The organism is Bacillus sp. F2HM (genome assembly GCF_019266135.1).
GTDB classification, from domain to species: Bacteria; Bacillota; Bacilli; order Bacillales; family Bacillaceae; genus Bacillus; species Bacillus safensis.
Genome location: NZ_LRMO01000009.1, coordinates 64545 through 76676 on the forward strand (window position 1 = coordinate 64545; position 12132 = coordinate 76676).

13 protein-coding genes are annotated in these 12132 nt (G+C 41.4%); 9 read left to right on the plus strand and 4 right to left on the minus strand.

Features of this window, described 5'->3' with window-relative positions; all coding sequences use genetic code 11:
- Positions 1-99 precede the first annotated feature (99 nt).
- Complete coding sequence (locus AWT60_RS05520) at positions 100-924, plus strand: alpha/beta fold hydrolase (RefSeq protein ID WP_041107616.1); 825 nt, start codon at positions 100-102, stop codon at positions 922-924.
- Here the strand turns inward: AWT60_RS05520 and AWT60_RS05525 are convergent.
- Positions 921-1181 carry a YugE family protein gene (locus AWT60_RS05525; RefSeq protein ID WP_041107617.1) on the minus strand — a complete coding sequence of 87 codons (261 nt, stop codon included), beginning with the start codon at positions 1179-1181 and terminating at the stop codon, positions 921-923. The genes AWT60_RS05520 and AWT60_RS05525 overlap by 4 nt on opposite strands.
- 83 nt (positions 1182-1264) lie before the next feature.
- Between AWT60_RS05525 and AWT60_RS05530 the strand changes: the two genes are divergently transcribed.
- Positions 1265-2440: a MalY/PatB family protein gene (locus AWT60_RS05530; protein ID WP_218677006.1), complete on the plus strand. Its 1176-nt coding sequence runs from the start codon at positions 1265-1267 to the stop codon at positions 2438-2440.
- Between the two features lie 133 nt (positions 2441-2573).
- A complete protein-coding gene (locus AWT60_RS05535; RefSeq protein ID WP_041107619.1) occupies positions 2574-3866 on the plus strand; it encodes a sensor histidine kinase in 1293 nt (430 codons plus the stop codon).
- Here AWT60_RS05535 and AWT60_RS05540 read toward each other — a convergent pair whose 3' ends face one another.
- Positions 3867-4043 (minus strand): hypothetical protein, encoded by a 177-nt coding sequence (locus AWT60_RS05540; protein WP_162860193.1) that lies wholly within the window; start codon positions 4041-4043, stop codon positions 3867-3869.
- Between the two features lie 91 nt (positions 4044-4134).
- Here AWT60_RS05540 and kapB point away from each other — a divergent pair, with 91 nt between their 5' ends.
- A complete protein-coding gene (gene kapB, locus AWT60_RS05545; RefSeq protein WP_056765914.1) occupies positions 4135-4527 on the plus strand; it encodes a kinase-associated lipoprotein KapB in 393 nt (130 codons plus the stop codon).
- Here kapB and kapD read toward each other — a convergent pair.
- Positions 4524-5141, minus strand: a complete 618-nt coding sequence (kapD, locus tag AWT60_RS05550) for a 3'-5' exonuclease KapD (protein WP_041107621.1) — start codon at positions 5139-5141, stop codon at positions 4524-4526. The two genes, kapB and kapD, sit on opposite strands and share 4 nt — an antisense overlap.
- A 218-nt stretch (positions 5142-5359) precedes the next feature.
- Between kapD and AWT60_RS05555 the strand changes: the two genes are divergently transcribed.
- The 3 genes from AWT60_RS05555 (at position 5360) to AWT60_RS05565 (ending at position 8976) form a co-directional block, all read left to right on the plus strand.
- Entirely contained in the window at positions 5360-6538 is a 1179-nt protein-coding gene (locus AWT60_RS05555) for an MFS transporter (protein WP_024423302.1), read from the plus strand.
- Positions 6539-6645: 107 nt separating this feature from the next.
- Positions 6646-8547 (plus strand): transglycosylase domain-containing protein, encoded by a 1902-nt coding sequence (locus AWT60_RS05560; protein ID WP_076839908.1) that lies wholly within the window; start codon positions 6646-6648, stop codon positions 8545-8547.
- An 18-nt stretch (positions 8548-8565) separates the two neighbouring features.
- Positions 8566-8976, plus strand: coding sequence for a thiol-disulfide oxidoreductase DCC family protein (locus AWT60_RS05565; RefSeq protein ID WP_056765908.1), 411 nt, complete (start codon positions 8566-8568; stop codon positions 8974-8976).
- 42 nt (positions 8977-9018) lie between these two features.
- Here the strand turns inward: AWT60_RS05565 and AWT60_RS05570 are convergent, their stop codons facing one another.
- The gene (locus AWT60_RS05570) at positions 9019-9576 is read right to left on the minus strand and encodes a YufK family protein (protein WP_024423305.1); all 558 of its coding nucleotides are present in this window, start codon (positions 9574-9576) and stop codon (positions 9019-9021) included.
- A gap of 185 nt (positions 9577-9761) precedes the next feature.
- Between AWT60_RS05570 and malK the strand changes: the two genes are divergently transcribed.
- Together malK and AWT60_RS05580 are read left to right on the plus strand one after the other, a co-directional pair.
- Positions 9762-11360 (plus strand): malate sensor histidine kinase MalK, encoded by a 1599-nt coding sequence (gene malK, locus AWT60_RS05575; protein ID WP_024423306.1) that lies wholly within the window; start codon positions 9762-9764, stop codon positions 11358-11360.
- Positions 11353-12060, plus strand: coding sequence for a response regulator (locus AWT60_RS05580; protein ID WP_024423307.1), 708 nt, complete (start codon positions 11353-11355; stop codon positions 12058-12060). Before malK ends, AWT60_RS05580 begins: the two co-directional genes overlap by 8 nt.
- Positions 12061-12132 lie beyond the last annotated feature (72 nt).

Consider the following 12132-nt stretch of genomic DNA (forward strand, 5'->3'; position numbering starts at 1 on the left):
CTAAGCAGGGAAAAGATTCTAATGATAGCTTAAAATCCACTTTTTAGGGTACAATACAGTCACCTAACAGAGAGAGTATCTAGTATCGGAGTGAAGAATGTGGACATTGTTCAGCCAGCTTATATGAAAAGTACATTCGGTTTAGATATCTATTACGAGCACTATCCAAATGAAGGCAAGAAGACATTGATCTTAATTCACGGTCTCTTTTCTTCTACCTTCAGCTATCGAAAGCTCATCCCGCTTCTGAAACAGGATTTCAATTTAATTGCAATCGATCTGCCGCCATTTGGACAGTCCGAGAAGTCGAATACGTTTATTTACAGCTATCGCAACATGGGAAAAATTATTATAGAGCTAGCTGGTTATTTACAGATTCAGCATGCGATTCTAGTGGGTCATTCAATGGGTGGACAGATCGCCTTATACGCTGCATCTGAACGGCCGGATTTATTTGAAAAGGCGGTTCTATTGTGCAGCTCAGGCTATTTGAATAAGTCAAAAAGATCACTTGTTTACAGCACATATATTCCTTATTTTTATCTGTATCTAAAAAGAAAGCTTTTAAAGCAGGGCATTATGAAAAATTTAACAGCCGTTGTACATGATCATTCCATCATTGATCAAGAGATGGTCGACGGCTATTTAAAGCCGTTTTCAGATGATCAAATCTTTCGGGGGATATTTCGTTTGATTCGGCACCGGGAAGGAGATTTAACCTCGGACGTTTTAAAGAAAATGGAAACACCCGTGCTGCTCATTTGGGGCGAGGAAGATCGAATCGTTCCCATTCAAATAGGCGAAAGACTGCACAAAGATCTGCCTAATTCGACCTTACATGCATTAAAAAAAACCGGGCACCTCATTCCTGAGGAAAATCCGGTCTTTGTGTCTGATCAAATCGGACATTTCAGCCTGTCTTAGCGTGAACAGGAGCTGCTGTCTCGTATGACAAAAAGCTGATTCGCTGTATGCTGACAGCTCTCTATCGGAAGAAGCTGTTCAAATGAGTGATGATAGATGGCTTGAATCTCTTTTGCTAAAGATAACGGGTCTTCTGCGTCGTATAATGCACTGATGACGTCAGCAGGCTCCGTTTCATAAAAATCCTCTCCATAATGAAAAGGGTCCCATGCCTTAATAAATTGAATCATCTCTTCTACAGCTTGACTATCTTTCATCGGTATCACCGCTTATAATAAATTTTGTGATGTTTATTTTAGCACAACCAAGAATGGTTGAAAAACAGCTAGAGGTGGGTTTCATGAATTTCGACGAACAAATCATACGTAAAGGTTCAAAATCAGTGAAATGGGATCAAGCAGAGTCTTTGTTCCTGACAACAGATGCCCTCCCGATGTGGGTGGCTGATATGGATTTTAAAGCCCCGCAGGTCGTCCTTGATGCATTGAAAGAGCGATTAGATCACGGTGTATTTGGCTATGCATTTCAGGATCAGGATACGCAGCAGGCAGTCGCTGGCTGGCTCAAAAGAAGACATGGATGGACAATCCAGACAGATGCCGTCACCTTCACACCAGGAATTGTAACGGCACTTAGTTTTGCTGTTCAAGCCTTTACAGCACCGCACGACGAAGTAGTTATACAGTCACCAGTGTATACACCTTTTTATCAAATGATTGAACGAAATGGACGTACAGTCTCAACCAATCCTTTAAAAATAGAAAACAACCGCTATATGATGGATTTTGATGATTTAGAGAAAAAACTGAGCAGACCACAAGCAAAGCTCATGTTCTTTTGCCATCCGCATAATCCGTCCGGAAGAGCATGGTCAAAAGAGGAATTAAAGCGAGTCGGAGACCTATGTGTAAAGCATGGAGTCACAGTCGTTTCAGATGAGATTCACTCGGATTTGATGCTTTACGGGAAACAGCATGTGCCCTTCGCCAGCCTTTCTGACGACATTGCACATATCACGGTAACGTGTATTGCGCCGAGTAAAACCTTTAATCTAGCGGGGCTCCAGGCATCTGCTATTATCATTTCAGATGAAGAAAAAAGAACCCTTTTCAACAATGAAGTGCAAAGAAACGGACTGTCCAAACTGAATGCCTTTGCGATTCCAGCGATGGAAGCAGCATACCGCCACGGGGATGAGTGGCTCGATGCCCTTGTTCTTTATCTCGAAGGCAATATGAAGACGGCGATGGACTATATCGACGAAAATCTTCCAAATATGCGTTATATGAAACCAGATGCTTCTTATTTATTGTGGCTGGACATTCGGGATTATCAATTCAGTCAAGCGGAATTGAAACGGAATCTGCTGAAAAAAGGGAAAGTGATCCTAGAGCTTGGCCACGTGTACGGACACGAAGGAGACGGCTTTATTCGGATGAATCTCGGCTGTCCTGCTGCAACAGTCAGAGAAGGACTGAAACGTCTCCACCAAGCGTTCACGCTATCAGCTGAATAAGACCTATACGATAGAAAGAACATCCTAACGGGTGTTCTTTTTAAAGAAAAAAACCCTCCTTTTATCATATCTACTTTGTACATGAAATGATATAATGAGAGGAATTACAATTATTTACGAGGAGAGCATTTAAATGGAAATGTTCAAGGATTTTCTGCTCCATGTATCTTTTATTCTATTTCCAATCTTTTTATATCATGCGCTATGGTTAAGCCGGACCCCTGCTCATTTCCCAAAAACGAATAAACTGCTCATCACAGTATTCGCATCCATCTCTTCAGCACTATGTATTATGTATCCAGTTGGTTCGATTTTAGATTTGCAGACTGGGCTTCAATCCATTCCCCTTGTACTTGCTATTTTATACGGAGGATATATGGCGGGGATCGTTGCCATCTTGATAAGCATCATTGTCAAATTCGTGATGTACGGCTCTTTCTTATGGATTGGACTCATCGTTGTCCCAATTTACTTTTTTATCCCATTTCTGTTCTACCGAAAATGGCATCAATATTCGAAGCTAAATAAGCTGTTTTACGGAGTGCTTATCGGTTTATCCAAAGGATTCTTTATTTACATTGGACTGCTTGCGGTCAGCTTAATGGCTTACAGCCCAGCTTTTATTATGCAGCAAAAGCTCCTTGAGTTATTTTTCTCAACTCTTTACTACATATTCTTTCTTGTGCTCAGTATCTATTCCATTGAATTCGTTAAGGAAAATGCGGAAATGAGATCACAGCTTGTCCAGTCAGAAAAACTGACCATTGTAAGTGAACTTGCTGCAAGTGTTGCCCATGAAGTACGCAATCCGCTGACAGTTGTGAGAGGCTTTATTCAATTGCTCTTTTCGAGTGATCATACAAAAGAGCCACCTGCCAATAAAGATTATAAAAATCTCGTTCTGTCCGAGTTAGACCGGGCGCAGGACATTATCACGAGCTATCTTGACATTGCAAAACAAAACTATTATCAAATTGAATCTCTTAATCTCTCTAAATTACTTGAGGAATGTGCATCACTGATGACATCCTATGCGAATTTTAAATCGGTCACGATTCATCAATCCATTGAACCTGACTTATACATTCAAGGTGACGTAACGAAGATCAAGCAAGTCATGATTAATTTAATCAAAAATGCGATAGAAGCGGCTCCTGAACATGAAGGGAAAATTGAACTTTTTGCTTCAAAAGAAAATCATAAAATCTGCCTTTATTTCGTTGATAACGGTGTAGGTATGACAGAAAGTCAGATGAAAAAGCTTGGCGAACCCTATTACACCTTGAAAAATAAAGGGACTGGACTTGGGCTGACAGTGACTTTTTCAATTATTGAAAATCACCATGGAACGATTCGTTTCAAAAGCTCGCTGCAGTCTGGAACAACCGTCACCGTGAAATTTCCTGAAGATACAAGAAGAAAATGATTAATCCATTTTTTTTGTTCTTTTTTCATCTATCCGCTCCTGCTTCTTAGACGCACGAACGATGAGACGAAAACAAATAAACGCAGCAATAAAGAAAATCACCGTGGTGATAGCCGCTGGGATGTACTCCCTTTTATCTTCAGGAAAATATAGTAGAAAAAGTACGATGAATGACATCTCGCCATTCCCCCTTTTGCTCGTTTACTTCACTATATTGGCTAAAAGAAATGAAATACCTTCCTATGAGAAGGAAATGGAGGAATTTCACATGACCGACATTCAAATTGGACAAGTTGTGAAAGGTTTTTATAAAACAGGTGTATACGTTGGGGAAGTGACAGCAGTGAAACCATCGACCTATCTCGTTCAAGTAAAAGCCGTTCTGACACATCCCACTCAAGGCGACCTGCATCATCCAAAAGAAGCAGACGTGCCTTTTTTCCAAGAGAGGCGGGCTTTGGCCTATAGAGAACAGACAAATATCCCTCATCATATGGTGAAGCCTTATGATGGCGATATCCCTGATTATGAAGAGTCACTGAAAGAAGCTGTAGATAAATTGAAACAAGCACTCCGTGCGGATAATTCTAAATGGGCTGAAAAATCAAGAGCGTGCCTATCTTCTCTTGAGAAAGATTATTTTCCAGAAGACGTCCGCTAATCAGCCGAATCAAAAAAATGTGAGAAATCGATCAGCTCACCAATTTTGGTTGTTTGTGGATTTTCCACATAGGCTCTGTCTTTTTCAAAAAGGGTGAACAGCTGATAAGTCGTCATGGCATCATCGAGTGCTTTATGATGCTTACCAGCTCCTTCACTGCCGTATTCCTTTGCTGCTTTTCGAAGCCCTGTCAGTGTGCGGTCACCAAAAAAGGTTTTATATTCAAAGGCCAGGTCCCTCAGCTTCCCCTTAAAAGGAAAGGCAATGTGATTGAGCATACAATTTTGCTTCAATACCTTCATGTCCATATTGCCCCACGTAATAATTTCACAATTCTCTCCCCCATCAAGTGACACGAGCTTCTCGATAAATTCCTCAAATGAAATTCCGCTCTCTACATCCTCCTGCGTAATTCCGAGGAAAGATTTACAGCGCTTCGTCAGCTTCGGGAACTTTTTCGGTTTGACGTAGCTAGAGAATGTGTCTATGATCGTTTCATCTGCTGCTTTCACTGCCCCAGCTTCAATAATTTCAGGAAAAAAGTTTTGTGGATGATATTTTCCATCAGGCATCGTAAATTCAAAATCGACCACAAGCACTGTCTTCTGTTCCACCAGTTTCACCTCACTTTTTCGTCAGCTTTTCATTCTCATACCATTATATTAAGACGGACCTTGAAATCACTTCATTTTCGTGAAAATAATGCAGATTCACTATGCCCAACCTATTCATCTGATGAAAGATCGTTTATTTTCCTTTATAATTATTAAGGAACACGAAATAAATAAAGAAGGTGATCTCTATCACAAACAGGAAGAAAAACTTGTACATCATGTGGTTTGTGAACTTTTTTGTATCTGCGAGCATTACAATGATCGTCCCTTTTTTATCACTTTACATAGAATCTCTTGATAGCAGCTATTCAAATGAATTTGTTCAAAGATGGAGCGGCTATGTCTTTGGGGTCACGTTTTTAACAGCCTTCCTGATTTCTCCGATTTGGGGACGGATTGGCGACCGGCATGGCTATAAAAAGATTTTATTAATTAACGGAATTGGCATCGCCACAAGTATTCTATTAATGGGGCTTGTGAACACCGTGTATCAGCTATTCGCACTAAGGCTCTTCATGGGGCTTGTCACAGGCTTTATCTCGACTTCAATGGCACTGATTTCTGCACAGACCGAAAAGGCAACTGCCGGTAAAACCCTTGGCACGATGCAAATGAGTAATGTTGCCGGAGGATTGTTTGGTCCATTAATGGGTGGATTCATGGCAGACAGCGTCGGATTTATTTATACGTTTTTCCTTACAGCGGCTGTCATTTATGTGTCAGCTATTGTAATTATCTTCGGAGTGAAAGAACAGCCGATCCGATCAAAAGAAGCAAAGCGTGTTTCTTACTCACGGAAGGATGTACTCTTTCACATTTTCAAACAGCCTTTGCTTGTGGTCACGATGCTTTTAACGTTTATTACACAAGTAGGGAACTTTAGCATTCAGCCGCTTTTGGCTTTATACATTCATGATTTACATGGTCCTGTCAATCTCGCTTTTTATGCGGGCCTTGCTTTTTCTGCAACTGGACTTGGCAATTTGCTGTTTACGCGAAAATGGGGAGATCTCGGAGATCGAATTGGTCACGACAAGGTGCTGCTTGCCCTTCTCATTCTCTCCTCTATTTTATTTATCCCGCAAGCGATGGCGGATTCGTACGTCATGTTAGTCATTTTCCGTTTCCTATACGGGATGGCACTTGGCGGAATTATTCCGTGTACGACGGCGTATATCCGGATTAAAGCACCTGCTTCTATGCAAGGGGAAGTGCTCGGATACAATGTCAGCTTCCGCTTTCTTGGGAATGTCGTCGGTCCGGTAATCGGCGGCATTGTGGCGAGTCATTACGGGATTCCAGCTGTCTTTTATGTCACTGCCGGCATTTTTCTGTTTGGCGCGTTATTTTTATGGGCGGTCCGCTCGCATGCGAAAACAAAGGAAAGGAGTGTCTGATCATCTTCAGATACTCTTTTTTCTTGCGGAAAAGCCTTATTCACTAGACTTCACGCCCTTTCTTTTCTAAAAATAACCTTCTCGTATCCGCAAAAGAATGGTACGATATGGCTAGAAAATTGAAGAAAGTGAGTGACCTCATGTTTCGTGCAATCATTGGTTGGTTATTACTTGCTGCCCTCATCCCATTATTTGCTCTGACTTTTTATCTATCAAAGGAAGAAGCTGCAAGTGTAAAGCCTGTTAACGAAGTGCTTGATCAAAAAATCAAGCTGGAAAAGATAGATTTTTCCCAAAACAGTTATATGTATGACCGGGATGGTTCTCTTATCTCCGAGATCGTCTCAAACGATGAGAACCGAGTGTTCGTGAAATACGATAACATTCCTGAACCTGTGAAGGAGCTGTTCCTTCGTTCAGAGGACCGCAACTTTTATGACCATAAGGGAATTGACTTTATGGGGGTTGTTCGTGCCCTTGCTGCAAATGTCAAAAACCATGGCATCAGCCAAGGAGCGAGTACGATCACACAGCAGCTGTCCCGCAACTTATATTTAAGCCATGAACGTTCGTTCAGCCGAAAGTTTACGGAGCTACTCTATTCCTATGAACTTGAGCGGAAATTCTCGAAGGATGAAATTCTCGAAAGCTATTTAAATACGATTTATTTCAGTAATGGTGTTTACGGTGTTGGTTCAGCGGCTAATTACTATTTTGATAAGCCGCTTAGTTCTTTAACACTGGCACAAATGGCATTTATCTCTGCTATTCCAAACAACCCAACACTGTATGACCCATTAAAACAGTTCAAGCACACAAAGAAACGCCAAGAACGACTGCTTGGTATCTTGAAGAAAGATGGCGTCATCACCAAAAAGCAATACAAAAAAGCCGTCAAAGAAAAAATCAGCCTTTCTTTAAGTGAAAAGAAAAACCTATACCCTGACTATGTGACATATGCCAATGAAGAGTTTACCGATCTTGTGTCTGATCAGGAGGGCTTTACAAAACGATTGAAGAAAGCCAAAACAGCTGAAGCGAAAAAGGCGATTCAAAAGGAATTATCTGAAAAGGTCAGTGCCCTGCTCCAGGATGGTGTGAAAATTTATACGGCGCTTGATCCTTCCTTACAGCAAAGAGCCGTCTATCAGCTTAATGCTCAATTGCCTTACCAAGGTGTGGAAGGCGGATCAGCCGTCATTAATCATGAAACGCATCAAATTGTTGCACTTGCTGGCGGGAAAAACTATAAGAAATTTGATTTTAACTACGCTTATCAAGCGCAAAGACAGCCTGGTTCTGCGATTAAGCCGCTTTTAGACTATGCGCCTTATATTGATCAAACCGGCGCAACGGCTTCAAGCACCATCAGTGCCGGCAAGTTTTGCAGCAGCGGATACTGTCCGCAGAACTATAATCATAAAACGTATGGAACAGTCACACTTGAAACAGCCTTTAAACATTCTTACAATACCCCTGCGATCCGAATGCTGGATACAGTAGGTGTCAAAAAAGGCTTCAGCTATTTAGAGAAGTTCTCATTCGAGCATATCGTAGCGGATGATTACCGCCTTCCTTCTGCACTTGGCGGATTTACGAAAGGCTTCTCACCGCTAGAAATAACAGATGCGTATACCGTCTTTGGCAACCAAGGAGCCTACACACAAAGTCATTCGATCACAAAAGTGACAGACTTAAACGGTAAGACCCTTTACAAGTGGAAAGAGTCGCCAAAGCAAGTATATTCTCAGCGTACAAATGAAACGATGCGTAAGCTGCTTACCTCTGTTGTGAAGAGTGGGACAGGGAAAAAAGCGAATTTCAACGCCCCTTACATCGGTGGTAAAACAGGGACATCCAATGACTACAAAGATATTTGGTTTGTGGGACTGACAGATCAGTACACAATGGGTGTCTGGGTTGGAAGAGATAGAGGAACGGTGGAATCGATTTATCAATCAAGCCCGCACTTACGTATTTGGAAAAATACGATGCAATACGCCAGATAAACAGGAGGTTTGATTGCGATGCATTCAACACATCCACCCCATTTAATCTTATTTGACGGTGTCTGCAACGTGTGCAGCGGCGCTGTTCAGTTTGTGATTAAGCGCGATCCGAATGAACGGATGATGTTCGCTTCCTTACAATCAGATACAGGGCAGCATATTTTAAAGGAAAACGGTTTGCCTTTAGATGAGTTCAATTCATTCATTTATATCGAAAAAGGGACCCTTTATACGAAATCAACAGGCATCTTAAAAGCCGCGCGGCATTTAAAAGGGATATACAGATGGAGCTTTTTACTCCTAGCCATACCTCGCCCAATCCGTGATTGGTTTTATCAGTTGATAGCAAAAAATCGCTACAAATGGTTTGGTCAAAAAACATCTTGTATGATGCCTACACCCGATATTCAAAAACGGTTTCTTTCATAAAAAAAGCATCCTCCATCATTGGAGGATGCTTTCTTTGTCTGCTTATGAAGGCAGACTTGCCATCACACTGTTATAAAGCTTAATAAATAAGTACAAAATACCGATCAAAAACGTCGCCCAGAACAGCAGAATAAACATCATAAATCCAATCAAATTCAGCATAGAAAGCGATTGATAAATGCGAACCACAACCCAGATAAAATAGACAAGACTTGCTAATGCAAAAAGTCCGACTAGCAGAATGAGCTGCTGCGTCAACAGAAATGCTAGCAAGCTGGCAAATAAATAAACAACGGATGCAATCCGAATTTTCTTTAAGTTCTCCCCTTCAGGGTCCTTAGCGAAAAAGAGCAACGCCAGCTCTAATACCGTATCTGCAATCAGTTTTAAGGCAGATAAGATCATAAAATAAACAAGTGCAAAAGCAGCAAAGAGAGCAAGACGAATGCCCTGTTCAGAGAAAAATTCAAGCATTCCTTTTAAAATGCCTGCTTGAGTCAAGAAATCAGTTGTGATACCTACTGTGAAAATCGAAAAAGCAGAGCTGAATAGTAAAATTGAAATCAGCGGAAAATATCCAGTCAAATATGTATTTTTCATAAATAGATCCTTTCTCATAAGCTCACATTTATTATGGCTCACTTAAAACGGATTGACAAGATGCTTTCAAAGTAAACCGACAGCAAAATCAAATTTATGATTTTGCACGTACATTCCTTCACAAACTTACATTTTCCCGTTAAAGTATTACTGTTACGAAAAAATCGTGCGTTAGGGGTATACTCGTGAAAAAAACTTTAAGACTGCAAACACGGCTGACGATCTTTGTGTGCATCGTTGTCCTGATCTCCCTTTGTATCACATTCTTTACGATATGGTCGGAAACAGCCAAGAACATCCATCAGCAGGAACGTGACATTGCTCTTTCTACTGCCAAAATGGTCGCAGAGGCACCGATCACAGCACAATCATTAGAAGATCATTCATATTCCGCATTACGAAAATATACAACAAGTGTTCAGCAAATCACCAAAACCGAATTCGTTGTCGTCATGGATATGAACGGTATCCGCAAAACACACCCGAATCCGCAGAAAATTGGAAAGCGGTTTGCCGGCGGTGATGAAAAAGCAGCATTACAGGGAAAAGAACATATTAGTACGGCTTCTGGAACACTCGGCAGATCCATGCGTGCTTTTGTTCCTGTTTATGATCAAAATGGAAAGCAGCTTGGGGCTGTGGCCGTAGGGATTACGCTAAAGGAAATTGACTTGATTATTCATCAAAGCTTACTTCCACTCTACTTCGTCACATCACTCAGCCTTCTATCTGGCATCATCGGAGCACTCATTGTGGCAAGAAAAGTGAAGAAGATTATGTTTGGACTTGAGCCGGATGAGATCGCCACATTGTTAAAAGAACGAAGTGCCATGCTAGAATCAACAAAAGAAGGGATTCTGGCCGTCGATCAGCACGGTAAAATCAAACTGGCCAATGCAGAGGCAAAACGGCTCTTTCATAATATGGGCATTATGGTTGATCCTAGAGAACAAGATGTACAAACTCTCCTCCCTTCAAGCGGCTTAAAACAGGTCATTGAAACACGCAAGCCGCTGCTTGATCGTGACGTGAGAATGAATGGACTGGAGCTCGTCTTTAATGAAGTGCCAATTACGGTAAAAGGTGAAATTGTCGGAGCCATCGCCACCTTCCGTGACAAAACAGAAGTGAAACATCTGGCTGAGCAGCTTAGCGGGGTCAAAATGTATGCGAATGCGCTCCGTGCCCAGTCCCATGAATTTATGAACAAGCTGCATGTCATTTTAGGATTGGTTCAGCTCAAAAACTACGATGACCTTGGCACCTATATCAAAGATATTGCTATCTATCAGCAAACGGAAACAAATGAAATCATCAACCATGTGAAAAACTCTGTTTTAGCAGGATTTTTACTAGGAAAACAAAGCTATATCAGGGAACAAGGCGCTGCCTTGGAGGTTATTTGCAGCACACAAGTGCCAAATACGGAGGACCCGGCAGTGACGCATGATCTCATTACCGTGATTGGCAACTTGTTAAATAACGCACTCGATGCTGTTTCACATACTGACACGAAAAACATCTCGATCTCCTTCAGATACGTCCATGAGCAGCTTCACATTGAAATCACGGACACAGGTGTTGGTCTCACGAAAGAAGAACAAGACATCATGTTTGATCAAGGCTTTTCAACTAAAGGAGAAGACCGAGGGTTCGGACTCTACTTCGTTGACCAAAGCATCAAGAAATTGAACGGACATATGATTGTCACGAGTGAAAAAGGAGAAGGAACGACCTTTAGTCTCCGCATTCCGTATAAACAAAAGGAGGATTCACATGATTAATGTGTTAATAGTAGAAGATGATCCAATGGTTGGGGAGCTGAACAAACGCTACCTGACCCAAATCGACGGCTTTGAGTTAAAGGGGATTGCCACCTCCTTTCAGCAGGCACTTGAAGTGTTAAAAACAGAAGTCATTCACCTCGTACTGCTCGATATTTATATGCCTGGACAAAATGGACTGGCATTACTAACAGAAATTCGCCAGCAAAATCATGCCGTTGATGTCATTGTCATTTCGGCTGCAAATGAAGTCGATGTTGTACAGCAAACGATGCGAAATGGAGCAGTTGATTATTTAATTAAGCCGTTTGAGTTCGAACGATTCCAATCAGCACTGGCAGAGTATAAACGGAAACACGCCCTGTATCAATCCATGAACAGCATTTCGCAAAATGATTTAGATGCGAAGCTTTTTCATAAAAAAGCAGAGGCGGAAAAAGTCCTCTTGCCAAAAGGACTGACCAAAAGCACACTTAAACTCATCTGGACAAGCATTCAATCATTTGGCCAGCAGGCTTTCACAACCGAAGACCTAGCCAATCATACAGAAATCTCTCAAGTCTCCATTAGAAAATACTTGAAATTCCTTGAGGATATCGAAGTGGTGGATGTTGAAATGGCATATGGGACAATTGGACGTCCTGTTTTCCAATATAAACTGAACACGAGCAATATGAATTTGATTCAGCAATATCTTTAAAATACTACATCTGACCTTTCACAAAGGCCAGATGTTTTTTTATGGCATAAGATGTAACAAACCCCTTGATAT